The organism is Listeria sp. Marseille-Q6474, from assembly GCF_946902005.1.
Lineage (GTDB): Bacteria > Bacillota > Bacilli > Lactobacillales > Listeriaceae > Listeria > Listeria innocua.
Genome location: NZ_CAMPPS010000002.1, coordinates 639,952 through 664,594, shown reverse-complemented (window position 1 = coordinate 664,594; position 24,643 = coordinate 639,952). Strand labels below are relative to the sequence as shown.

Here is a 24,643-nt window from a genome sequence, read left to right as displayed (position 1 = left end):
CTCCTCATTATTTTTCTGCTTCTAAGCTCGCTAAATATTCTGCTTCATAATCGTATAAAGGGGTCGGATAATCCCCGTTAAAATAAGCCATACAAAGTCCCCCATAAGGTTCGTTCGGATAAGGTCTGCCAATGGAATCAACTAAACCTTCTTCACTCAAATACTCTAAAGAATCAGCGCCAATAATACGGCAAATTTCATCAACAGAATAATTAGAAGCAATCAATTCATTTCTTGTTTGAATATCAATTCCATAAAAACAAGGATAAGCAAGTGGTGGAGAAGCGATTCTCACATGAACTTCCGCCGCGCCCGCTTCACGTAAAAGCTGGACAATGCGTTTACTTGTCGTCCCGCGAACGATGGAATCATCAATCATGACAACTCGTTTACCTTCCACAACTCCTCGCACCGCAGAAAGCTTCATTCTAACCCCTTGTTCCCTAAGTTCTTGCGATGGCTGAATAAAAGTTCTTGCCACATATCTATTTTTGATGAGACCAAGTTCGTATGGCAGTCCGGCTTCTTCTGCATAGCCAATCGCCGCAGAAATACTTGAATCCGGCACACCTGTCACTACATCCGCATCAATAAATGCTTCTTTTGCAAGTCTTTTCCCAGAACGCTTTCTAGCTGAGTGAACATTAATTCCAGCAATATTAGAGTCCGGACGAGCAAAATAAATATATTCCATACTACAAATCGAATGCGTCACATTTTCCGTAAATTTTTCAATCCGCAGTCCGTCATTATTAATAATAATCAGTTCACCTGGCTCCACATCACGGACAAATTCAGCGCCAACCGTTTCAAAAGCACAAGTTTCAGAAGCAACTACATAAGAATCGCCAATTCGGCCAATTGAAAGCGGTCTAAAGCCATTTGGGTCAAGCGCGGCGTACATTGTATCTTCTGTAAGCAGCATATATGCAAAGCCACCTTTGACCTTGTTTAAAGCTACTTTTAAATCTTCTACAAAATCACCAGTATGGCTGCGTTTAATTAAATGCGCTAATACTTCCGTGTCCGAACTTGTTTGAAAGATAGCTCCTTCTTCTTCTAATTCGCGGCGTAAAGTCTTCGCATTCACTAAATTCCCATTATGCGCAAGTGCAAGTGAAGAACTGTGAAAATGAAATAAAAATGGTTGTACATTTCCTAAGTTTTTTTGACCAGCTGTCGCATAGCGAACGTGGCCAATTGCTGCCTTACCTTTTAAATCGTCTAGTTCACCGTGCTTAAATACATCTGCTAAAAGCCCAAGATTCCGATGCCCTTTTAACGTTTCTCCGTCTGTTGAAACAATTCCGGCACCTTCTTGACCGCGATGTTGTAAACTATGCAACCCATAGTAAGTGATTTCCGCTGCATTAGGATGATCCCAAATACCAAAAATACCACATTCTTCATTAAGTCCTTTTACTTCAGCAAGCATGGAATAGCCCCTTCCCAAATAGATCGTAAATCAGATGTACTCGCAGTTACTAGCTCTTCTTTATGTTTCACGCGAATCGTTTCATCTGCCGTTACTACACCAAGTCGATATACTTTTTCCAGTTCCATTAATTTAGCAAAAGCTGCTTCATTTTCTGGTTTTACAGATACTAAGAAACGTGATTGTGATTCACTGAATAGTTGATTCAACTCAAACGGTACTTCTACATCCACACCAAGCCCTGCTTTAAATGTCGCTTCCGCAAGAGCAACGCCAAATCCGCCTTCTGCTAAATCGTGACTAGAAGCAACCAATCCTTCTTGAATCGCTGTTAGAAGTAATTGTTGGTATTTTTTCTCTGTCGCTAAATCTAATTCTGGCGCACGTCCGCTAATTTTCCCTTGTTGTAATTTCTGTAATTCCGAGCCACTATATTCAGCTTTTGTTTCACCAATTAAGAAAATCACATCGCCACTATTTTTAAAATCTTGTGTTGTAATGTGTGCTAAATCCTCTACTAAACCAACCATCCCAATCACCGGCGTTGGATAAATCCCCGTACCATCTGTTTCATTATAAAGCGAAACATTTCCCGAAATGACTGGTGTATCAAGCTCTAGACAAGCTGCACTAATGCCATCAGCCGCTTTTTCAATTTCCCAAAAAATTTCAGGTTTTTCAGGATTACCAAAATTAAGTCCATCTGTAATCGCGAGTGGCTTCCCGCCAGAACAAACGATATTCCGCGCCGCTTCCGCAACCGCTATCGCTCCGCCTACTTCTGGGTCAAGATACAAATAGCGCGAGTTGCAGTCAGTTGTCATCGCAATCGCCTTCTCGGTTCCACGCACACGAACAATCGCCGCATCTGATCCGGGCACAACTGCTGTGTCTGTGCGCACTTGATAATCATATTGTTCATAAATATGTCGCTTACTAGCAATCGTTGGTTGAGCAAGTAACTCTTTCCACACACCAACCACATCTTCAATCACCGGCACAAATGCTTCCTCTTCTTGGAAAGCTTGATAACGAGCTGGTTCTTTCGAAGGTTTATGATAAACTGGTGCATCTTCTGCAAGCGCATCTACAGGAACGTTCGCAACCACTTCACCGTGATGAATAATTTTATACATTTTATCGCCCGTTACTTTTCCAATCACAACTGCTTCTAAACCATATCGTTCAAATAAAGCTTGGATTTCTTCTACATGACCTTTTTTCACACATAGAAGCATCCGTTCTTGAGATTCAGAAAGTAACATTTCGTATGGCGTCATATGTAGTTCACGTTGCGGCACATCATCCATAATTAATTCTAGCCCAGCACCCGCTTTTGAAGCCATTTCAGAACTTGAGCTAACAAGCCCAGCAGCTCCCATATCTTGAATCCCAACTAAAATATCTGAATGATCACGAATCACATCTAAACAAGCCTCAAGCAACAATTTCTCCATAAAAGGATCGCCCACTTGTACAGCAGAACGTTGTTGTTCGCCTTCTTCACTAAACTCTACAGATGCAAAAGTGGCACCGTGAATGCCATCACGACCAGTTTTAGCGCCAACATACATCACCGGGTTGCCAATTCCTTTTGCCTGCCCTTTTTGAATATCTTTTGCTTCAATTAAGCCAACACACATCGCATTTACTAATGGATTTTTTGTGTAACAAGGATCAAATTGGATTTCGCCGCCAACAGTTGGAATCCCAATCGAATTACCATATCCAGCAATCCCAGCAACAACTTCACTAACTAAGTACTTCGCATGTGGAGTATCTAGCTCACCAAAACGAAGCGAGTTCAGCATTGCAATCGGTCTAGCTCCCATCGAGAAAACATCACGAATAATTCCGCCGACACCAGTTGCAGCTCCTTGGTACGGCTCCACGTATGATGGATGATTATGACTTTCGACTTTAAAAGCAACACCTAAACCATCGCCAATATCAACAATCCCAGCACCTTCACCCGGTCCTTGCAATACTTGTTTTCCCTCTGTTGGAAATTTTCTGAGTACTGGTTTAGAATTTTTATAGCTACAATGTTCCGACCACATAACAGAGAAAAGACCTGTTTCAGTATAATTAGGCTCGCGTCCAAGAATGGAACAAACAAGCTCATATTCACTATCCGTTAAACCCATTTCTTGATAAATCTTTTGTTCTTTAATTTCTTTTGTCGTTGGCTCCATGTTAGGCATTTACTTGTTCCTCCTTCCAAGCTTTTACAACGGACTCGAAAAGTCTTAAACCATCAGTGCCGCCAATAATATCTTCCACCGCGCGTTCTGGATGTGGCATCATTCCAAGCACATTCCCGCGTTCATTAACGATACCAGCAATATCTGCACGACTTCCATTTGGGTTCACGCTATCATATGTAAACACAATTTGATTATTGTCTTTTAATTTTAAAAGTGTTTCATCATCACAATAATAATTACCTTCCCCGTGAGCAACTGGAACTTGAATAATTTCGCCTTCTTCATAAAGTCCAGTAAACATTGTATCGGCATTCGCCACACGAAGCGGCACCGTCTTACAAATAAAATGTAAATTATTGTTTCTAATTAAAGCTCCTGGTAGTAAACCAATTTCTGTTAAAATTTGAAATCCGTTACACACACCAAGCACTGGTTTTCCCATTTCAGCAAAGCGTAAAACTTCTGGCATAATACTTGAAAATTTCGCAATCGCACCAGTTCGCAAGTAATCTCCATAAGAAAATCCACCTGGAAGTAATACCGCATCAAAACCTGCAAGACTTGTTTCCGCATGCCAAACATATTCCGCCTCCTCACCAAGAGAATCGCGAATCGCATGTAGCATATCAAGGTCACAATTTGAACCTGGGAACTGAATGACAGCAAATTTCATCGTTTAAGCCTCCTCAATTTCATATCGGTAATCTTCCATCACCGGATTTGTTAACAGTTTGTCGCACATTTCATTCAACACTTCATGAATATCTCTATCTGACTTCGCTACTTTTAATTCCATAAATTTACCAATACGGACATCTTCTACTTCTTCGTAACCCATGCTTTTCGCTGCGTCTTTTACTGCAACCCCTTGTGGATCTAATACGCTTTTCTTTAAAGTGACATAAACTTTGACATTATACATTTTGTGGCCTCCTAGTTTTGAACTTGCTTTAATCTATTCAATACTTCTGTATACACATCTGTTAAATTGCCAATATTCCGACGAAAGACATCCTTATCGAGCTTTTGATTTGTTTCCTTATCCCAAAGTCTGCAAGTATCTGGTGAAATTTCATCCGCCAGCAAAATATTTCCCGCTGCATCACGACCAAATTCTAATTTAAAATCAATGAGAGTAATATTCATTTGATTGAATAATTCTTGTAGCACCTTATTAATCGAACGAGCAGCCTGACGAATCGCGTCCATTTCATTTGTTGTCGCAATGTCTAAATAAAGCACATGATCATCATTAATAAACGGATCATCTAAGGCATCATCTTTATAATAAAATTCCACAATCGCATTTTGAATTTCCTCGCCTTCTTCTTTACCAAGACGTTTCGCAAGACTACCAGCCATCACATTACGAACAACAACTTCAAGTGGAATAATCGAAACTTCTTTAACAAGTTGTTCCGTTTCTGAAATCGCCCGAATAAAGTGACTCGAAATCCCTTCTTTTGCTAGATAAGAAAAAATAAGTGATGTAATCTGATTATTAAGTTCGCCTTTACCAGTAAAAGATTCTTTTCGAACACCATTTAGAGCAGTCGCATCATCCTTATATGCAACACGCAAGACCCCAGCCTCATCTGTTTTAAAAAGTCGTTTTGCTTTTCCTTCATACAACAGTTCATTAGTCACGATAATTTATCTCCTTATAAATTACTTAACCTCTTTGAAAAAACATATATCAAAGAGGTTAGGTTGTATTCTGTCCGTAATTATAATCCTAAGCGATCAAAAATTAAGTCGACATTCTTCAGGTGATAGTTGTAATCAAAGCAGTCTGCAATTTCTTCTGCAGATAGATTTTCAGTAATGGTTGCATCTTGTTCTACTAATTCACGGAATGGTACTTGTTTTTCCCAAGCTTCCATTGCTCTTGGTTGTACGACATCATAAGCCGCTTCTCGAGCTAAGCCTTTATCAATCAGCGCAAGTAGAACACGTTGCGAATAAATTAATCCTAGAGTTCTATCCATATTACGTTTCATATTTTCTGGGAATACCGTCAAGTTTTTCACAATATTACCAAAACGATTTAAAATATAATCTAATAAAATAGTAGAATCTGGTAAAATAATTCGTTCCGCTGAACTATGAGAAATATCACGTTCATGCCAAAGTGGTACATTTTCATAAGCAGTAACCATATGTCCACGAATAACGCGAGCTAGCCCAGTTACATTTTCAGAACCAATTGGATTACGTTTATGCGGCATTGCGGATGAACCTTTTTGCCCTTTTGCAAAGAATTCTTCTACTTCGCGTACTTCACTTTTTTGTAAAGCACGTACTTCGACTGCAAATTTTTCGACAGAAGTGGCAATTAAAGCAAGCGTTGCAAGATATTCTGCGTGACGATCACGTTGCAATGTTTGTGTTGAAATCGGTGCTGGAGTAGTTCCTAATTTTTCACAAACATATGCTTCCACAAAAGGATTAATGTTAGCATAAGTCCCAACAGCTCCAGAAATCTTTCCGAACTCTACACCATCAGCAGCAAAGTTAAAACGTTCTAAATTACGTTTCATTTCCTCGTACCATAGAGCAAGTTTCAAACCAAAAGTAGTTGGCTCCGCGTGAACACCGTGCGTACGACCCATCGTTACTGTATATTTATGTTCTTTCGCTTTTTCGCCAATAATCGCAATGAAATTCTCCAAGTCTTTTCTTAAAATTTCATTTGCTTGTTTTAGTAAGTAAGAATTCGCTGTATCTACTACATCTGTTGAAGTTAAGCCATAATGCACCCATTTACGTTCCTCACCAAGAGACTCAGATACCGAACGAGTAAATGCTACTACATCATGTCTAGTTTCTAATTCGATTTCATGAATACGGTCGACATCAAACTTAGCATTCGCACGAATTTTCTTTACATCTTCTTTTGGAATATCACCAAGCTCTGCCCACGCTTCACAAGCCAAAATTTCCACTTCTAACCAAGCTTGATAACGATTTTGTTCTGTCCAAATATTGCCCATTTCTTTACGAGTATAACGTTCTAACATCCTTTTTAATTCCTCCAGTTACTTCCAAATTTGCGTTTCTTCTATATCACTCAATACCGCTTTTGGTTCATCAGTCAAGATAGTTATATGACCCATTTTGCGATTGATTTTAGCTTCTTTTTTACCATAATAATGCACAAACCAATGTGGATAATCTATCATTTGTTCATTCACTGCATCCACATGTTGTCCTAAAATATTGACCATTAATGCTGGTTTCAATAGCTCAGGTTTTACTAGCGGCAAGCCAACTATCGCACGAATATGCTGTGTGAACTGAGAAATCGAACAAGCCTCAATCGTAAAATGTCCTGAATTATGAGGTCTTGGAGCAAGTTCATTTACATAAATCGCCCCAGAACTAGTCACAAACATTTCTACAGCTAAAACACCACATAATTGAAGTACATCGGCTAATTTTTTGGCAATTTCTTCCGCTTCTTCATAGACATCCGCTGCCACTTTGGCCGGCGCAATAGTCGTATGCAAAATATTGTTTACATGAACATTTTCAGCTACGGGGAATGTTTCCACTTGTCCATTTAAGTTACGAGCAACAATGACAGAAATCTCTTTTTCAAAAGGAATCCAAGCTTCTAACACACAAGAACCGTAACGCAACAATTGTGCGGCATCCTCAATATCACTTGCACTGTGAATAACAACTTGTCCCTTTCCATCATATCCGCCTTGCGCTGTTTTTAAGACAGCCGGATAACCAATACTTCTTATCTCACTTTCGATTTCTTCTTTATCAACAATTACAGCATATGGCGCAATATTAATGTTAGCAGATTCTAAATACGCCTTTTCTAAAATTCTGTCTTGCGTAATCGAAAGTAATTCCGATCCTTGTGGGACAGATACTAAGTTTTGTGTCATTTTAAGCGCATCGTAGTCAATGTTTTCAAATTCATATGTCACAACATCTGCTTTTTCCGAAAGTTCACGTAAAGCTACTTTGTCATCATAATCAGCTACGATTTGTTCATCGCTTACTTGAGCAGCTGGACAATCTGCTGTAGGATCTAAAACAATAATTCGGTAACCCATTGCTTTTGCAGCTATCGCTAGCATACGTCCTAATTGTCCACCACCGATGATACCAATTGTACTATTTGTCAGTAAAAATTTTTTATCCAAGAGAATCACTACTTTCTAGAACTGTTTCTTCTAGTGTAGCACGTCTTTTTTGTAATCTGTTAGTAATTGCATCGTTTGTAATAGATAAAATTTGCGCTGCTAAAAGACCCGCATTGACTGCTCCACTTTCACCGATTGCAACAGTAGCAACAGGAACACCACCAGGCATTTGTACAATGGATAATAGAGAATCCATTCCGCTTAACGCTTTTGACTTAATTGGCACACCAATAACAGGCAAAGTTGTTTTAGCAGCAACCATACCTGGCAAATGCGCCGCTCCTCCAGCGCCCGCAATAATAATTTTCAAACCACGTTCCCGCGCTTGTTCTGCATATTGAAACATTAAATCTGGTGTACGATGAGCAGAAACGACTTTTTTTTCATAAGCAATTTCAAGTTCATCCAATACATCACATGCTTTTTTCATTGTATCCCAATCTGAGGTACTCCCCATAATGACACCAATTTCCGCAGGCATTACGTGATCAACTCCTTCTTAATTTCATAATCTCTTTCGACTCCTTCATTCTAACAATAGCTATCACAAAAGTCAACGAAAAATCGAACATTTAATTGTTACGTTTTATTAACGTTCGTGTTTTACTGTTCTTTATTACTATTAGCGGTATTATGTAGCTCATTTCACTAAATAAATAAAAAAAGAAGCTACCATGCTTGGTAAGCTTCTTCCTATTTTCTAACTTGTTTTATCCAAAAACCGCCATGAATTTGTTTTGGCTCAGATGAAACAATAAATGCTCCATTATCAATTTCAATAATTTGTTTATATAGTTTTCGTTCATTCTTTCTTTGAGTCAAAATTTCAAGCATCATACGCTCTCCATCACGCCCACTCGCAAGCCAGCTAGTTACCCCGTAGCCTAAATCACGAATTTGATTCGGCAAATCTAAATTATATTCTTTCGTAATAACATTTACAGTGATATAACCTAAAGCAATTCGCTCTTCAATTTTCATTCCAACAATAATACCCACACCAAAACCTACTGCATAAGCTAAAACATTCGCTATGTTATTTAAATTATCTAATACCAAACTTAGTGCAACAACATAAATAATCATCTCAAATACACTCGAAAGCGCAGCTAAATAACGATATCCTTTCATCGTAAGTAGCAACCTTACCGTATAAATGGTCACATACAAAATATTTACAACAAAGATTGTAGCTACTATAAATATACCATTATCCACTAAAAAACACCCCTCCACCTAAAAAACTCCATTAAAAATTCTATTTAAGGGTCTTTTACTAATATAACATCCAATAAGATAGCTGACAAAGGAAACACTTCAACAAAAAAAGCCCTAAATAATTAGGACTTTTACTAATGCCCGGCAGCGACCTACTCTCGCAGGGGGAAGCCCCCAACTACCATTGGCGCAGAGAAGCTTAACTACCGTGTTCGGGATGGGAACGGGTGTGACCTTCTCGCCATAACTACCAGACAATATGAAGTTGTTGAAAGATTGCTCTCTCAAAACTAGAGAAGAAAGGGTTCAGTTAGGTAACTTCGTTTCATTTTTTGGTTAAGTCCTCGATCGATTAGTATTTGTCCGCTCCATGTATCGCTACACTTCCACTCCAAACCTATCTACCTGATCATCTTTCAGGGATCTTACTTTCCGAAGAAATGGGAAATCTCATCTTGAGGGGGGCTTCACGCTTAGATGCTTTCAGCGTTTATCCCTGCCACACATAGCTACCCAGCGATGCTCCTGGCGGAACAACTGGTACACCAGCGGTGTGTCCATCCCGGTCCTCTCGTACTAAGGACAGCTCCTCTCAAATTTCCTGCGCCCGCGACGGATAGGGACCGAACTGTCTCACGACGTTCTGAACCCAGCTCGCGTGCCGCTTTAATGGGCGAACAGCCCAACCCTTGGGACCGACTACAGCCCCAGGATGCGACGAGCCGACATCGAGGTGCCAAACCTCCCCGTCGATGTGGACTCTTGGGGGAGATAAGCCTGTTATCCCCGGGGTAGCTTTTATCCGTTGAGCGATGGCCCTTCCATGCGGAACCACCGGATCACTAAGCCCGACTTTCGTCCCTGCTCGACTTGTCAGTCTCGCAGTCAAGCTCCCTTGTGCCTTTACACTCTGCGAATGATTTCCATCCATTCTGAGGGAACCTTTGGGCGCCTCCGTTACTCTTTAGGAGGCGACCGCCCCAGTCAAACTGCCCACCTGACACTGTCTCCCCACGCGCTTAGCGTGGCGGGTTAGAATGGTCATACAGCCAGGGTAGTATCCCACCATTGCCTCCTCGTATGCTAGCGCACACGTCTCTTCGGCTCCTACCTATCCTGTACAAGCGGTACAAACATTCCATATCAGGTTGCAGTAAAGCTCCACGGGGTCTTTCCGTCCTGTCGCGGGTAACCTGCATCTTCACAGGTACTATAATTTCACCGAGTCTCTCGTTGAGACAGTGCCCAGATCGTTGCGCCTTTCGTGCGGGTCGGAACTTACCCGACAAGGAATTTCGCTACCTTAGGACCGTTATAGTTACGGCCGCCGTTTACTGGGGCTTCAATTCGTACCTTCGCCGAAGCTAAGCACTCCTCTTAACCTTCCAGCACCGGGCAGGCGTCAGCCCCTATACGTCACCTTACGGTTTTGCAGAGACCTGTGTTTTTGCTAAACAGTCGCCTGGGCCTATTCACTGCGGCTCTCTCGGGCTTGCACCCTAATAGAGCACCCCTTCTCCCGAAGTTACGGGGTCATTTTGCCGAGTTCCTTAACGAGAGTTCTCTCGCTCACCTTAGGATTCTCTCCTCATCTACCTGTGTCGGTTTGCGGTACGGGCAGTACTACTCTTCCTAGAGGCTTTTCTTGACAGCGTGAAATCAGGAACTTCCGTACTTAATTTCCTTCCCCATCACAGCTCATGCTTCGCAAGAAGCGGATTTGCCTACTTCTCACACTCACTGCTTGGACGCACATTTCCATTCGTGCGATTCCCTATCCTTCTGTGTCACCCCATCGGTTAAACAATTAGCACTGGTACAGGAATCTCTACCTGTTGTCCATCGCCTACGCCTATCGGCCTCGGCTTAGGTCCCGACTAACCCTGAGCGGACGAGCCTTCCTCAGGAAACCTTAGATATTCGGTGGAAGGGATTCTCACCCTTCTTTCGCTACTCATACCGGCATTCTCACTTCTAAGCGCTCCACCAGTCCTTCCGGTCTGACTTCACCGCCCTTAGAACGCTCTCCTACCACGAACCTCCGAAGAGGTTCATCCACAGTTTCGGTAATATGTTTAGCCCCGGTACATTTTCGGCGCGGGGTCACTCGACCAGTGAGCTATTACGCACTCTTTCAATGGTGGCTGCTTCTAAGCCAACATCCTGGTTGTCTAAGCAACCCCACATCCTTTTCCACTTAACATATATTTGGGGACCTTAACTGGTGGTCTGGGCTGTTTCCCTTTCGACTACGGATCTTATCACTCGCAGTCTGACTCCCGAGTATAAGTACATGGCATTCGGAGTTTATCTGAATTCGGTAACCCGAGAAGGGCCCCTAGTCCAAACAGTGCTCTACCTCCATGACTCTTTACCTCGAGGCTAGCCCTAAAGCTATTTCGGAGAGAACCAGCTATCTCCAAGTTCGATTGGAATTTCTCCGCTACCCACACCTCATCCCCGCACTTTTCAACGTGCGTGGGTTCGGACCTCCAGTAAGTATTACCTTACCTTCATCCTGGACATGGGTAGATCACCTGGTTTCGGGTCTACGACCTGTTACTTATGCGCCCTATTCAGACTCGCTTTCGCTACGGCTCCGCTTTTTCCGCTTAACCTTGCAACAAATCGTAACTCGCCGGTTCATTCTACAAAAGGCACGCTATCACCCATTAACGGGCTCTAACTACTTGTAGGCACACGGTTTCAGGAACTGTTTCACTCCCCTTCCGGGGTGCTTTTCACCTTTCCCTCACGGTACTGGTTCACTATCGGTCACTAGGGAGTATTTAGCCTTGGGAGATGGTCCTCCCGGATTCCGACGGAATTTCACGTGTTCCGCCGTACTCAGGATCCACTCTGGAGGGAAAGCCATTTCAACTACCGGGCTGTTACCGTCTTTGGCGGGCCTTTCCAGACCGCTTCATTTATAACTTTCTTTTGTAACTCCGTATAGAGTGTCCTACAACCCCAAGAAGCAAGCTTCTTGGTTTGGGCTCTTTCCGTTTCGCTCGCCGCTACTCAGGAAATCGATTTTTCTTTCTCTTCCTCCAGGTACTTAGATGTTTCAGTTCCCTGGGTCTGCCTTCCTCACGCTATGTATTCACGTAAGGATACTATCCGACTAAAGATAGTGGGTTCCCCCATTCGGAAATCTCTGGATCAACGCTTACGTACAGCTCCCCAAAGCATATCGGTGTTAGTCCCGTCCTTCTTCGGCTCCTAGTGCCAAGGCATCCACCGTGCGCCCTTTCTAACTTAACCAATTTACTTCTACGAAGTAAAGGTTGTTTTTCTGATGTTCCGTATCAGCGATGATACTTCCTATCAGATGAAAGATTCACTTTCAGATGATTCTCGGTTACTTATGTCATAAATAATAAATTATCTATGCTAACTTTACTAACTTTCTTATCTAGTTTTCAAAGAACAAACATACTTGAGAAGTACTAACCTCTCAAAACTGAACAAATAGAGAAGAACGAAAACTCACAGGTTTCCTTTTCCTTAGAAAGGAGGTGATCCAGCCGCACCTTCCGATACGGCTACCTTGTTACGACTTCACCCCAATTATCTGTCCCACCTTCGGCGGCTGGCTCCATAAAGGTTACCCTACCGACTTCGGGTGTTACAAACTCTCGTGGTGTGACGGGCGGTGTGTACAAGGCCCGGGAACGTATTCACCGTGGCATGCTGATCCACGATTACTAGCGATTCCGGCTTCATGTAGGCGAGTTGCAGCCTACAATCCGAACTGAGAATGGTTTTATGGGATTGGCTCCACCTCGCGGCTTCGCGACCCTTTGTACCATCCATTGTAGCACGTGTGTAGCCCAGGTCATAAGGGGCATGATGATTTGACGTCATCCCCACCTTCCTCCGGCTTGCACCGGCAGTCACTTTAGAGTGCCCAACTAAATGCTGGCAACTAAAATCAAGGGTTGCGCTCGTTGCGGGACTTAACCCAACATCTCACGACACGAGCTGACGACAACCATGCACCACCTGTCACTTTGTCCCCGAAGGGAAAGCTCTGTCTCCAGAGTGGTCAAAGGATGTCAAGACCTGGTAAGGTTCTTCGCGTTGCTTCGAATTAAACCACATGCTCCACCGCTTGTGCGGGCCCCCGTCAATTCCTTTGAGTTTCAACCTTGCGGTCGTACTCCCCAGGCGGAGTGCTTAATGCGTTAGCTGCAGCACTAAGGGGCGGAAACCCCCTAACACTTAGCACTCATCGTTTACGGCGTGGACTACCAGGGTATCTAATCCTGTTTGCTCCCCACGCTTTCGCGCCTCAGCGTCAGTTACAGACCAGAGAGTCGCCTTCGCCACTGGTGTTCCTCCACATATCTACGCATTTCACCGCTACACGTGGAATTCCACTCTCCTCTTCTGCACTCCAGTCTTCCAGTTTCCAATGACCCTCCCCGGTTAAGCCGGGGGCTTTCACATCAGACTTAAAAGACCGCCTGCGCGCGCTTTACGCCCAATAAATCCGGACAACGCTTGCCACCTACGTATTACCGCGGCTGCTGGCACGTAGTTAGCCGTGGCTTTCTGGTTAGATACCGTCAAGGGACAAGCAGTTACTCTTATCCTTGTTCTTCTCTAACAACAGTACTTTACGATCCGAAAACCTTCTTCATACACGCGGCGTTGCTCCGTCAGACTTTCGTCCATTGCGGAAGATTCCCTACTGCTGCCTCCCGTAGGAGTCTGGGCCGTGTCTCAGTCCCAGTGTGGCCGATCACCCTCTCAGGTCGGCTATGCATCGTTGCCTTGGTAGGCCATTACCCTACCAACTAGCTAATGCACCGCGGGCCCATCTGTAAGCGATAGCCGAAACCATCTTTCAAGAGCGTGGCATGCGCCACACTCTATCATTCGGTATTAGCCCCGGTTTCCCGGAGTTATCCCCAACTTACAGGCAGGTTGCCCACGTGTTACTCACCCGTCCGCCACTAACTTTGGAAGAGCAAGCTCTTCCTCCGTTCGTTCGACTTGCATGTATTAGGCACGCCGCCAGCGTTCGTCCTGAGCCAGGATCAAACTCTCTTTAAAATATAAATTGAATTTGAATACTTATTCAACACCGTGAATAAGATTCCTTGCGTCAAATTGACTTCGCTAGCAATTAAATTACTAGTTTGTTTTTGTTGAAAACAGCTTTCTGTTTTCTGCCCTGCGATTACCAGTGAGACTTTACGTCTCATTGCTTTTCGTCTTCTTCTTTGTTCAGTTTTCAAAGGTCAGTTGCTTTGTTAACGCAACTTTTAAATCTTACCATAAAGTTTATATCGCGTCAACAACTAATTTTTAAATTGTTTTTGATGAATTATTTCGTATCAATTCAGCTTTATTATTATATAATACCTTTTCTATAAATACAAGTGTTTTTAATTATACTTTTAATTCTTTTTCTAATGCTTGTATAAAATCCTGCATAATTTTTTGTTTTTCTTTTGCTATAGTTTTGGCTGTTTCAGTGTTTAATTGATCTTTTATAAGGAGAAGTTTGTCGTAAAAGTGTTGTAATGTGGTGTTTTTTGGATTGTCCTGGTTAGCTATTTCTCGATTATGAGCGCCACCATAAGTGAAGGTTCTTGCTATGCCGATTGCTCCGATGGCATCTAAGCGATCTGCGTCTTGAACTATTTTTTCTTCTATTGTTAATGCTTTAAAAGTATTTTTTCCTTTTTTAAATGAAACTGATTGGATGATTCGGATGATTTTTTTGATTAGTTCTGATGGTATTTCTTTGGTTTCCATCCAATTGATTAGTGTTTTAGTTGCTTCCTGTTCGTCGGTTGTTAGCTTAATATCTGAGTAATCGTGGAATAAAGCGGCTAATTCTATAGTAAACAGGTCGCCACCTTCTTTTGATTGGATTTCTTTACTTAATTTCCATACTCTTTCTATATGAGACCAGTCATGACCGGTCGTTTCATTTTCAAAATGAGAGTGCATCCAATTCTTTGCTGAAAGGATAATTTCTTCTTTATTCATTTTTTTAACTCCTTTTTATGTTATGTTTCATGTACAATAGTAGAAAATGGAAATGGGGTATTCGATGTTTGCATTTGAACATGTTTATTTAAAGCGTGAAAATAAAACTATCTTATCGGATATTAATTGGACCGTTAACGAAAAGGAAAACTGGGCTATTCTTGGGCTAAATGGCTCTGGGAAAACTACTTTGCTACAACTTCTAAATGGGTATCTTTGGCCTAGTAGTGGAAAGCTTCAAGTGCTTGGGCATGTTTTTGGACAGACTTCTTTACCAGAATTACGTAAATCAATTGGTTGGGTGAGCAATGCTTTAGATCATCAGCTGAAAGATTACGAGCTAAGTGAGCAAATTGTGCTTAGTGGTAAGTTTGCAAGTATTGGAATGTATGCGAAAGTGACAGATGTTGAGGTAAACCAAGCGAAAAAACTGCTGACTGATTGTGGTGGGGCCTCGCTTATTGGTAAAGCTTATAAAATCTTATCTCAAGGAGAACGACAAATTGTTTTAATTGCTCGTGCTTTGATGGCAAATCCTAAGTTACTGATTTTAGATGAACCTTGTAACGGACTTGATTTATTTGCGAAAAGTCGTTTATTAGAACGGATTAAAAAAATTGCAGAACGTCCTGATTCGCCGACAATTCTTTTTGTCACGCATCATACAGAAGAAATTCTCCCCTGCTTTGATAATATCATTTTACTCCGTGACGGGGAAATAACTCATCACGGGAAAACAGAAAAACTTTTGACAGAGGAAGTGCTTCAAGCGTTTTATCAAAAGCCTGTCGAGTTAATTCGTATTAAAGATGGTGCGATTGCGGTTTATCCGAAGTAAGTGGTATAGTAAGGTTACGAATAACGCGTATGTAAAAGGGGCGAAACAGTTTGTATAAAACTATGATTGCAAAAGCAGGCGCACGTGAGCTTCTTGGTATGGATACTAGCCTGATTTATGGTTCGTTTTCTTATGTAGTGGAAGGCGAATTAATGGATCTAACAGGACTTTGGATTTCAAATGAAGATGTTTTTATTTTTTACTTAGAAAATGAAGATGTTTACTTACTTAAGAAATTCGCATATGAAGACATAGAGCTATTAGAGCAAAAAGTAAGTATTATCTCGATGACAAAAAAATTGATATTACATCTTAAAAATAGCGAAAAATATACATTGCTCGTTGCAAATGGAGAAGCAAAAGTGTTTGCAGCTAAAGTAAATGAACGTATAAAAAAAGGGAGTCTAACTTAAATTAGACTCCCTTTTTAAATTATTCTTTTTCTTCAAATAAACGCGCTACTTCAATGATTACTTCGGTTGCTTTCACCATGCTTTCTAACGCGACGTATTCAAACTTACCGTGGAAATTTTCGCCGCCGCCAAAGATGTTTGGTGTTGGTAGTCCTTTGTATGAAAGTTGAGCTCCGTCTGTCCCACCGCGAATTGGGCTTATTTTGGGTTCTATATCTAGATTTCTCATTGCTGCGCTTACTATATCTACAATTTCTTTTACTGGTTCGATTTTTTCGCGCATATTGTAATATTGATCATTCAGTTTTAATTCGACTGAACCTTCCCCATATTTTTCTGCTAGTTTTTCAGCAATACTTGCGATAAGAGTTTTTCTTTCTACAAATTTCAGATGATCAAAATCGCGAATGATATAGTAAGATTTTGCTTGTTCCACATCACCGTTTAATGAGATTAAATGATAAAAGCCTTCGTAGCCGTCTGTATATTCAGGGGCTTCTTCTTTTGGAATCTCGGCATCGAATTCCATTGCCATTTTGACAGCATTAATCATTTTATTTTTAGCTGTTCCTGGATGCACACTATTTCCGTTAAAAGTAAGTTTCGCACCAGCTGCGTTAAAGCTTTCATATTCTAGTTCGCCAAGTGGTCCGCCGTCCATTGTGTAGGCATATTTGGCACCAAATTCTTCTACGTCAAAACGCTCTGGTCCTCGGCCGATTTCTTCATCGGGTGTAAAAGCTACGCGAATTTTACCATGCTTGATTTCGGGGTGATTGATTAAATAATTCATTGCCACCATAATTTCTGTAATTCCTGCTTTATCATCCGCGCCAAGCAATGTTGTTCCGTCTGTTGTAATAAGCGTTTTTCCTTTGTAATTAGCTAGTTCTGGAAATTGTTTAGGTGACAGTACGACATTTAGGTCTTTATTTAGAACGATGTCTTTACCATCATAGTTTTCATGCACTTGTGGGTTTACATTTTTTCCAGTTAAGTCAGTGGCAGTGTCTAAATGAGCTAAAAACCCGATAACTGGTACTTCTTTCGTTGTATTAGAAGGAAGAGTTGCCATTACATAACCGAATTCGTCTACTGTTACTTCTTGCATGCCGATTTCTTTTAGTTCTGTAACGAGAATGTTCGCTAGTTCCATTTGTCCTGGCGTTGTTGGACAAACTGTGCTTTCTTCATTTGACTGTGTATCTACTTTTACATATTTTGTAAATCGTTTTAATAGTTCTTCTTTCATTTCTATCACTCCCTCAGATTGATTCTTTTTCATTATAAACTTGATTTTCAAAAAATTCTATTCCTGACTGTCGAGTAATGTTAGTAATTTAGCGGTTGTTCGCCAGTTTCGCGTTGTCGTTAGTGTTTTTTTATATTCTCCGAGGAAAACAGGCAATTTTAACTGATGGATTTGGTTCGAGAAAACGTGGATATATAGCGCTCGGTCGATTGCAATTACTTCGGCTTGAGTATTTTTTTGTTTAGGAATATCAATATTTTCATTGTAAAAAGCAATCATCCAACGTTCTTCTTCACCAATTATTTCTGGTGGAAACGGGTTGTTTTTGATGATTGTTTTGTAGTTTTGTTCTGAAAAAACGAATACGTCAATGGATAGATTGAAGCTCGCTATAATTACTTCTGTTATTTTTGCTGCTACTTCGGTTTCTGTCTGTAAATTAGAACTTAGAACGAGGTTGCCGCTTTGGATATAGGTTGTTACATTTTGGAATCCCTCTTCTTGTAAGGCTGCTTTTAAATTTTTCATGTTCACTTTATTTTTCCCTGCGACATTTACGGCTCTTAGTAAAGCAACGTATTTTTCCATTCTAGTCCCTCCCAATCGTTTAACTACATTATAGCATGTTAGTTACGTTATAATAGGTCTATTAGAGATGGGAGGTTTTTGGATGAAATTAATTTCTTGGAATGTAAACGGGCTTCGTGCAGCTGTGAAAAAAGGTTTTTTGGAGTATTTTGAAGAAGTTGATGCTGATATATTTTGCTTACAAGAAACAAAATTACAAGAAGGTCAAATTGAACTTGATTTACCTGCGTATAAAGATTATTGGAATTATGCCGTAAAAAAAGGTTATTCAGGTACTGCCATTTTTACAAAAGTTGAGCCATTATCGGTGCAATATGGTTTAGGTGTCCCGGAACATGATACTGAAGGTCGCGTAATCACGCTTGAATTTGATGATTTTTATATGGTAACGGTTTATACACCAAATTCGCAAGCTGAGTTAAAACGATTAGATTATCGTATGACGTTTGAGGATGCGATTTTGGAATATGTCAAAAACTTGGATAAAACGAAGCCGGTTGTCCTTTGTGGTGATTTGAATGTTGCGCACGAAGAAATTGATTTGAAAAATCCGAAGACAAATCGCAAAAATGCCGGTTTCTCGGATGAGGAACGCGCAAAATTTTCTGCGTTTTTAGACGCTGGTTTTATTGATAGTTTCCGTTATTTTTATCCTGATTTGACCGACGCTTATTCTTGGTGGTCATACCGAATGAACGCGCGTGCTAGAAATACTGGTTGGCGGATTGATTATTTTGTTGTTTCAGAACGATTGAAAGATAAGTTAGTGGATGCGAAAATTCATGCGGATGTGCTTGGTTCGGATCATTGTCCAGTAGAGTTAGAACTTAATTTATAACATAAAAAAATCCTCACTCCAACGAGTGAGGATTTTTGAATTATTTAGCTAATGCTTTTTTTGCTGAATCAGCAAGTGTGTTAAATGAAGCAATATCATTTACTGCTAAGTCTGCAAGCATTTTACGGTTAATATCAATACCAGCTAATTTTAAGCCGTGCATTAATTTGCTGTAAGAAAGATCTTGCATACGAGCTGCCGCATTGATACGTGCGATCCATAATCTACGGAAATCACGTTTCTTTTGACGACGATCTCTATAAGCATATTGGTAAGATTTCATTACCGCTTGGTTAGCTACTTTGAATAATAAATGTTTAGAGCCGTAATACCCTTTGGCTAATTTAACTATCTTTTTACGACGTTTGCGTGTTACTGTTCCGCCTTTTACGCGTGGCATATTGTCTACCTCCTAGAATTTACAAAAATGTTGTTTCTCTTATTTCATTTTAGCGACCATTTGACGAATACGTTTGAAGTCGCCAGCTGATACCATTGCTGATTTACGCAATTTACGTTTTTGTTTTTGGGATTTGTTAGCGAACATATGGCTTGTGAAACCGTGTCTGCGTTTTAATTTTCCAGATCCTGTTCTCTTGAAACGTTTAGCGGAACCGCGGTGGGTTTTCATTTTTGGCATGAATATTTCCTCCTCAAAACTTTACTTTTCATGAAGTGGTGCTAGGACTAAGAACATGGAACGTCCGTCCATTTTTGGTCTTTGCTCAATTGTACAAAGGTCTTCGCACGCTTTTGCAAAACGGTCAAGCACCTTCTGACCGATTTCTTTGTGTGTAATGGCACGACCTTTAAAACGGATAGAGCATTTTACTTTATCGCCTTTTTCAAGGAATTTACGTGCATTACGTAGCTTCGTATCAAAATCATGTTCGTCAATTGTTGGACTTAAACGAACTTCCTTCATTACGATGACTTTTTGGTTCTTACGGGCTTCTTTATCTTTCTTCTGTTGTTCAAAACGGAATTTACCGTAGTCCATGATACGAGCTACTGGCGGTTTCGCTGTTGGAGCAACAAGCACTAGATCAAGATTAGCCTTTTCAGCAATTTGAAGCGCATCGATTTTACTCTTCACGCCTAATTGTTCACCGTCTTGGTCGATCAATCTTACTTCACGTGCACGAATCCCATCGTTTACCAACATGTCTTTGCTAATGGTGAGCCACCTCCACTTAATTTTGTTACAACAAGATAGAAAATAGCTGTTCAAATCTGCGGCCTGCTAACTCGTTCGTTCAGAGGCCATAAAAAAACGGGCTGCTTTTCAGCAATCCCGCACATTCAAAATCGCGTAAGTTACGCGACGAAAGTTTGAATTTTTTGCCTGAAAACGTTCGTGTTAACGAGGCGAGAAGCGGGTTGCTTCTTCTTTCTTGTTTAATAACCTTACTTACTATATCATATGGGGTTTTTAGTGTCAAGGCGAATTACAAGAACTTAAAAAAAATCTCGAAACAGCTTTATAAGCTAGATTATGATATTGACATAGATTTAAGATTATTATAGACTTGGGATATAACCAAATATTTATTACAATAGCCCGCCATAATATGAAAAATTCGTTGTTTAGTGGCTATTTTGTTTTGTCTTCTTATGTAAGTACATATAAATTTGTAAACCTTTCCAAAGTACAAAGGGGTATAAACGCATCAGCGATTATATAGATATAAAAAAAGGGAGATAGAAAAATGGAAAAAGGGAAACAAAAGAAAGCAATTTACAAAAAATGGTGGTTCTGGTTGATTGTCGTAATCGCGTTGGGAGCGATTGGTTCTGCAATGGGTGGAAATGACACTGCAGCAGATGATAAGAAGAACACCGAAGCAGTAGAAACAAAAGATAAAGCAAAAGATGAAGCTAAGAAAAAAGAAGAAAAAGCTGCTGAAGAAAAGAAAGCTGAAGAGAAGAAAAAAGAAGATAGTGTTCCTTCAGAATATAAATCTGCTCTAAAAAAAGCGGAGCAATATTCTTCTATGATGAAGATGTCTAAAGCTGGTATTTACGACCAATTAACATCAGAAGCTGGTGAAAAATTTTCCGCAGAAGCTGGAAAATATGCTGTAGATAACTTAAAAGCTGACTACAATGCAAATGCACTCGCAAAAGCTGAAGATTACCAAAAATCAATGGCTATGGCTCCTGAAGCTATTCGCGATCAATTAACATCTTCTGCAGGTGAAAAATTCACTGCTGAAGAAGCTGATTATGCGATTAAAAATTTAAGTAAGTAATCTTTTCTAGATATATTAATAAAAAAAAGCTATTCTCTGAGGATTAAAGGAGAATAGCTTTTTTTGGTAGTAGCCATCACAAAGTATCTTTTACTCCAAGCATGTTAAAAATTGGTTTGCATACACATACGCATTTTCTACTATTTCTTCATCTGTGACTTCAAAGGAGCTGCCATATATCGTGTGAGCCCCTCTATAGTCAGCTCGAATGTGGTTTATTGTTGCTCGAAATGGTGTAAGTAATGTGTCTAGTGAATAGCCAATTGGCGCATCTTCTTTATAATTATATTTTTTATCGCCAATTGAAACTGCAAGAGCAAGCTTTTTCCCAGCCATCTTGTCCCCTTTTGAGCCGTAAGCCCAGCCATACGAAAAGACATCATCGAACCATTTTTTTAATAACGGCGGGTAGCTGTACCAATAAAATGGAAATTGGATAATGACTTTATCGTAGTTTTGCAATTGTTGTTGTTCAAAGGTTACATCAATATCCCAGTTAGGATAAACTTCATATAATTCATGAATTGCCAACTCTTCTGTACTTTTTAAAAGAGCTTCTTTCCATACTCTATTTACGCGTGAATTTTCGATATTCGGATGTGAGATAATAACTAATGTTTTCATTCGATTACTCCTTTATTCTATCGTTATTATTTATCGTAATTTAGTTTTGAAAGAAAGTAAATACACACTCGAAAGTGGCTTAGTTACTTGTAAGTAAGTGTCTATAAGTGGTATTATTTGCAAGTATCTAAATCGGAGGAGGAAAACAAATGAAAGTTTATAATTTAGGTGTAGAAGCTACACTCGATATTATGGGTGGAAAATGGAAACCCTTGATTATTTGTTTTCTTGCTCAAGGGACTAAGCGGACTGGGGAGCTGCAAAGATGTATTCCGAAAATATCACAGAAGGTTCTAGTTCAGCAACTAAGGGAATTAGAGAGAGATGGGATTATTGATCGTACGGTTTATAATGAGCTTCCACCTAAAGTCGAGTATAGTATAACTGCTTACGGGCTTACTTTAAATGCTATAGTTGATACAATGTGTCAGTGGGGAAAAGAAAATATCGCACTTAGAAACAGCCAAGGAGAACCAGTGACACTAATCGAAAAATCTTATAACCTTCAGTAAATAAATCGAAAAAAACAGCTAGTATATAATCCTAGCTGTTTTTTTCTACAATTGGGCATAAATTCATTTTTCTTAATACAGGTCGAATTATAACATAAACTATGTAGCCGAAAATCCCGCCAGAAAAGTTCAATATTACATCATCAATGTCTACAAATTTAAAAGGCGCTTGATAAATAAGGTCTTGTAATAACTGGGCAAATTCAATCCCAACGGTTGCTATAAAACTTATAGCGAAAACACTTTTCCATGTTAATTTTGGATAACATAATGGTAAAAGTATTCCGAGGGGAACAAACATAATAAAATTTGCTACTATTTGGAAACTAGCATATTCTCTCCCTTCCATAAACATTTCACCTATGGAATTAAATGGTATTAAATTCATATAGGAACCAGTTGCATATTTTTTTGTATCCTCAATTAGAAAAGAATCTAGCATAATAGGAAACATCGTAAACTTGATTACTCCACACGTATACACATAAAAACAAGTTTTGAAGAAAATTATTTTTTTTGTGTCGTGCCTTTTCAACCATCTCCATAAGAAAAAGACAATATATATAATTAAAGCGATTGTTATTACTAATCCAGAAAATCTAAGCATAATAGTTCTCCTAATCTGTAGTTAATATTCTTTCGGATGTTTGTCTAATAATTAGTAAAACAAAAACCCTTGATTTCTCAAGGGTTTCAGCCGTTAAATGATTAACGAATTTCTTTAATACGAGCCGCTTTACCACGTAGGTTACGTAGGTAGTAAAGTTTCGCACGACGTACTTTACCACGACGGATAACTTCTAATTTCGCGATACGTGGAGTATGTACTGGGAAAGTACGTTCCACACCAACACCGTTAGAAATTTTACGAACAGTGAAAGTTTCGCTGATTCCAGCTCCGCGACGTTTGATTACAACGCCTTCGAATAATTGGATACGTTCGCGAGTACCTTCGACTACTTTCGCATGTACACGTACAGTATCACCCGGACGGAAACTTGGAACATCTGGGTTTAGTTGACTTTTTGTGATTTCATCAATCAGTTTGTTCATGTTTTTCTCTCCTTCCAACAAACATTCATTCATATTAATAATGAAGCGGAATATCGTTATCAGACTGGTCTCTCCAGTCACCTTATTTAGGTTACCATAAACTAGATTCGCTGTAAAGTTTTTTTCTTACTTTTTCTTTAATAAAAAAACTTGACCTTAGAGTATGGTCTAATGTTACCTTAAGTATATCAAATGGAGGTGTCGAACATGGAACAATGGACAGTAAAAGAAATGGCTGCTTGCGTTGGAATTCGGGCAGACACACTACGATATTATGAAAAAAATAAGATAATAGTACCTAATCGGCTGGAAAACGGGTATCGTGTTTATAACGCACAACATTTACTAGAATTAAAGTTTATTTTGGTGATGAAGTATGCCAGATTCTCCCTTGCCGAAATAAAATTAATGATGGAATGGTTAAGAAGTGAGCCATCTGTTGCCTGTAATACGGCGTCGAAAGAATTGCTTGCCCTTAAAGCAGCAGAGATTAAACAAACTATTGCACACTATACGAAAATCGCCGCCCTTTTAGAAGAATTACCTCAAATCGATGATGTACAAGACTATTCGACTGTCCAAAAAGATGTAAATACCTTTGTGGAACATATTTTCACTGACATCAGGAAGGACGGATTTTAATGGCAAAAGTTGTAGCAATAATGGGTGACCCGCGAGAAAAAGGAACATCAAGAGAACTGTTTCATAAGTATTTAACTTTTTTTCAAGGACACTCAGCAATCGAGATAAAAACGTATGATATTCGCGAATTGGCTTTTGATCCAAATTTACCTGAGGGCTACAGAACTGAACAAACTACCGAAATGACCAACTTAAAACAAGATGCCAGTTCGGCTGATTTGCTGCTATTTGCTTATCCCGTTTGGTGGTTTAATGTTCCAGCTGTACTAAAAGGTGTAATTGATCATTTGTTTTGGCGCGGCGAGAGTTATAGTTTTAAAGATAAAAAATATTTACTGACAGGTCCTTGGCGAAAAAAACGAGCGCGCTTAATTTATACGATTGGCGGGATGGAGTTACAACATCGGCTGTTCGCTCGTCCTGCCCTTACCGCCCTCCGCTATCCACTTTGGATGAGTGGCGTCCTTTCTGTTAAGACGACTTCAATTGACCGACTTGATCTTTCCATTAGAAAATCAAATGAATACTATGATAAAAAAATTGCTCGAGCAGCTAAAAAAGATTTACATTTTTTATTAAAAAAGTAATGTAGAAAGAAGGTT

General features: G+C 40.0%; 25 protein-coding genes, 3 rRNA genes and 1 other annotated feature. Of the genes, 7 read left to right on the top strand and 21 right to left on the bottom strand.

Annotated elements, in window-relative coordinates; translation table 11 throughout:
* Positions 1-7: 7 nt before the first annotated feature.
* The 13 genes from purF to OC533_RS14050 form a co-directional block, all read right to left on the bottom strand.
* The gene (purF, locus tag OC533_RS14110; protein WP_003762854.1) at positions 8-1,435 is read right to left on the bottom strand and encodes an amidophosphoribosyltransferase; all 1,428 of its coding nucleotides are present in this window, start codon (positions 1,433-1,435) and stop codon (positions 8-10) included.
* Positions 1,420-3,639, bottom strand: a complete 2,220-nt coding sequence (gene purL, locus OC533_RS14105; RefSeq protein WP_194324149.1) for a phosphoribosylformylglycinamidine synthase subunit PurL — start codon at positions 3,637-3,639, stop codon at positions 1,420-1,422. The genes purF and purL overlap by 16 nt, the downstream gene beginning before the upstream one ends.
* Positions 3,632-4,315 carry a phosphoribosylformylglycinamidine synthase subunit PurQ gene (purQ, locus tag OC533_RS14100; protein ID WP_010991003.1) on the bottom strand — a complete coding sequence of 228 codons (684 nt, stop codon included), beginning with the start codon at positions 4,313-4,315 and terminating at the stop codon, positions 3,632-3,634. Before purQ ends, purL begins: the two co-directional genes overlap by 8 nt.
* Before the next feature lie 3 nt (positions 4,316-4,318).
* Entirely contained in the window at positions 4,319-4,564 is a 246-nt protein-coding gene (gene purS, locus OC533_RS14095; protein ID WP_003722248.1) for a phosphoribosylformylglycinamidine synthase subunit PurS, read from the bottom strand.
* An 11-nt stretch (positions 4,565-4,575) separates the two neighbouring features.
* Positions 4,576-5,289 carry a phosphoribosylaminoimidazolesuccinocarboxamide synthase gene (purC, locus tag OC533_RS14090; RefSeq protein WP_194324151.1) on the bottom strand — a complete coding sequence of 238 codons (714 nt, stop codon included), beginning with the start codon at positions 5,287-5,289 and terminating at the stop codon, positions 4,576-4,578.
* An 80-nt stretch (positions 5,290-5,369) separates the two neighbouring features.
* A complete protein-coding gene (gene purB / locus OC533_RS14085) occupies positions 5,370-6,662 on the bottom strand; it encodes an adenylosuccinate lyase (RefSeq protein WP_194324153.1) in 1,293 nt (430 codons plus the stop codon).
* An 18-nt stretch (positions 6,663-6,680) separates the two neighbouring features.
* Positions 6,681-7,805, bottom strand: a complete 1,125-nt coding sequence (purK, locus tag OC533_RS14080) for a 5-(carboxyamino)imidazole ribonucleotide synthase (RefSeq protein WP_010991006.1) — start codon at positions 7,803-7,805, stop codon at positions 6,681-6,683.
* Positions 7,798-8,286, bottom strand: a complete 489-nt coding sequence (gene purE / locus OC533_RS14075; RefSeq protein ID WP_003762860.1) for a 5-(carboxyamino)imidazole ribonucleotide mutase — start codon at positions 8,284-8,286, stop codon at positions 7,798-7,800. The genes purK and purE overlap by 8 nt, the downstream gene beginning before the upstream one ends.
* A gap of 212 nt (positions 8,287-8,498) precedes the next feature.
* The gene (locus OC533_RS14070; RefSeq protein ID WP_003762861.1) at positions 8,499-9,023 is read right to left on the bottom strand and encodes a DUF2179 domain-containing protein; all 525 of its coding nucleotides are present in this window, start codon (positions 9,021-9,023) and stop codon (positions 8,499-8,501) included.
* Positions 9,024-9,162: 139 nt separating this feature from the next.
* A 5S ribosomal RNA gene (gene rrf / locus OC533_RS14065) occupies positions 9,163-9,278 on the bottom strand.
* Positions 9,279-9,355: 77 nt separating this feature from the next.
* Positions 9,356-12,287: ribosomal RNA gene (locus OC533_RS14060) — 23S ribosomal RNA — on the bottom strand.
* A gap of 247 nt (positions 12,288-12,534) precedes the next feature.
* Positions 12,535-14,084: ribosomal RNA gene (locus OC533_RS14055) — 16S ribosomal RNA — on the bottom strand.
* Together the 16S, 23S and 5S rRNA genes form the textbook arrangement of a ribosomal RNA operon.
* A gap of 339 nt (positions 14,085-14,423) precedes the next feature.
* Complete coding sequence (locus OC533_RS14050) at positions 14,424-15,029, bottom strand: HD domain-containing protein (RefSeq protein WP_070753647.1); 606 nt, start codon at positions 15,027-15,029, stop codon at positions 14,424-14,426.
* Positions 15,030-15,093: 64 nt separating this feature from the next.
* Here OC533_RS14050 and OC533_RS14045 point away from each other — a divergent pair, with 64 nt between their 5' ends.
* Together OC533_RS14045 and OC533_RS14040 are read left to right on the top strand one after the other, a co-directional pair.
* Positions 15,094-15,867, top strand: a complete 774-nt coding sequence (locus OC533_RS14045; protein WP_194323752.1) for an ABC transporter ATP-binding protein — start codon at positions 15,094-15,096, stop codon at positions 15,865-15,867.
* Between the two features lie 50 nt (positions 15,868-15,917).
* Positions 15,918-16,280, top strand: a complete 363-nt coding sequence (locus OC533_RS14040) for a hypothetical protein (RefSeq protein WP_194323750.1) — start codon at positions 15,918-15,920, stop codon at positions 16,278-16,280.
* A 19-nt stretch (positions 16,281-16,299) separates the two neighbouring features.
* On the opposite strand, the gene pepT is transcribed toward OC533_RS14040, so the two are convergent.
* Both pepT and OC533_RS14030 read right to left on the bottom strand, forming a co-directional pair.
* Positions 16,300-17,532, bottom strand: coding sequence for a peptidase T (gene pepT / locus OC533_RS14035; RefSeq protein ID WP_194323748.1), 1,233 nt, complete (start codon positions 17,530-17,532; stop codon positions 16,300-16,302).
* Between the two features lie 57 nt (positions 17,533-17,589).
* Positions 17,590-18,120: a DUF1697 domain-containing protein gene (locus OC533_RS14030; RefSeq protein ID WP_045553289.1), complete on the bottom strand. Its 531-nt coding sequence runs from the start codon at positions 18,118-18,120 to the stop codon at positions 17,590-17,592.
* A gap of 82 nt (positions 18,121-18,202) precedes the next feature.
* Between OC533_RS14030 and OC533_RS14025 the strand changes: the two genes are divergently transcribed.
* Positions 18,203-18,958: an exodeoxyribonuclease III gene (locus tag OC533_RS14025; protein WP_185505632.1), complete on the top strand. Its 756-nt coding sequence runs from the start codon at positions 18,203-18,205 to the stop codon at positions 18,956-18,958.
* 40 nt (positions 18,959-18,998) lie between these two features.
* Here OC533_RS14025 and rplT read toward each other — a convergent pair whose 3' ends face one another.
* Genes rplT through infC form a run of 3 tightly spaced genes read right to left on the bottom strand, consistent with a single transcriptional unit; the run spans position 18,999 to position 20,135 of the window.
* Positions 18,999-19,358: a 50S ribosomal protein L20 gene (gene rplT, locus OC533_RS14020; RefSeq protein ID WP_003720097.1), complete on the bottom strand. Its 360-nt coding sequence runs from the start codon at positions 19,356-19,358 to the stop codon at positions 18,999-19,001.
* Between the two features lie 39 nt (positions 19,359-19,397).
* Positions 19,398-19,598, bottom strand: coding sequence for a 50S ribosomal protein L35 (gene rpmI, locus OC533_RS14015; protein WP_003720098.1), 201 nt, complete (start codon positions 19,596-19,598; stop codon positions 19,398-19,400).
* 21 nt (positions 19,599-19,619) lie between these two features.
* The gene (gene infC / locus OC533_RS14010; protein WP_010958948.1) at positions 19,620-20,135 is read right to left on the bottom strand and encodes a translation initiation factor IF-3; all 516 of its coding nucleotides are present in this window, start codon (positions 20,133-20,135) and stop codon (positions 19,620-19,622) included.
* Positions 20,136-20,217: 82 nt separating this feature from the next.
* Positions 20,218-20,356: a sequence feature (ribosomal protein L20 leader region), on the bottom strand.
* A 311-nt stretch (positions 20,357-20,667) separates the two neighbouring features.
* Between infC and OC533_RS14005 the strand changes: the two genes are divergently transcribed.
* Complete coding sequence (locus OC533_RS14005; RefSeq protein WP_045554006.1) at positions 20,668-21,210, top strand: Ltp family lipoprotein; 543 nt, start codon at positions 20,668-20,670, stop codon at positions 21,208-21,210.
* Positions 21,211-21,300: 90 nt separating this feature from the next.
* Here OC533_RS14005 and OC533_RS14000 read toward each other — a convergent pair whose 3' ends face one another.
* A complete protein-coding gene (locus OC533_RS14000) occupies positions 21,301-21,834 on the bottom strand; it encodes an NAD(P)H-dependent oxidoreductase (protein ID WP_194323746.1) in 534 nt (177 codons plus the stop codon).
* A 149-nt stretch (positions 21,835-21,983) separates the two neighbouring features.
* Here OC533_RS14000 and OC533_RS13995 point away from each other — a divergent pair, with 149 nt between their 5' ends.
* Positions 21,984-22,346, top strand: a complete 363-nt coding sequence (locus OC533_RS13995) for a winged helix-turn-helix transcriptional regulator (RefSeq protein ID WP_003772428.1) — start codon at positions 21,984-21,986, stop codon at positions 22,344-22,346.
* Positions 22,347-22,377: 31 nt separating this feature from the next.
* Here OC533_RS13995 and OC533_RS13990 read toward each other — a convergent pair whose 3' ends face one another.
* Positions 22,378-22,953, bottom strand: coding sequence for a VanZ family protein (locus OC533_RS13990; protein WP_185590836.1), 576 nt, complete (start codon positions 22,951-22,953; stop codon positions 22,378-22,380).
* Positions 22,954-23,054: 101 nt separating this feature from the next.
* A complete protein-coding gene (gene rplS, locus OC533_RS13985; protein WP_003762876.1) occupies positions 23,055-23,399 on the bottom strand; it encodes a 50S ribosomal protein L19 in 345 nt (114 codons plus the stop codon).
* 207 nt (positions 23,400-23,606) lie between these two features.
* On the opposite strand from rplS, the gene OC533_RS13980 reads away from it, so the two are divergent.
* Both OC533_RS13980 and OC533_RS13975 read left to right on the top strand, forming a co-directional pair.
* The gene (locus tag OC533_RS13980; RefSeq protein ID WP_010991014.1) at positions 23,607-24,041 is read left to right on the top strand and encodes a MerR family transcriptional regulator; all 435 of its coding nucleotides are present in this window, start codon (positions 23,607-23,609) and stop codon (positions 24,039-24,041) included.
* Positions 24,041-24,628, top strand: a complete 588-nt coding sequence (locus OC533_RS13975) for an NAD(P)H-dependent oxidoreductase (protein WP_003772420.1) — start codon at positions 24,041-24,043, stop codon at positions 24,626-24,628. Before OC533_RS13980 ends, OC533_RS13975 begins: the two co-directional genes overlap by 1 nt.
* Positions 24,629-24,643: the final 15 nt, after the last annotated feature.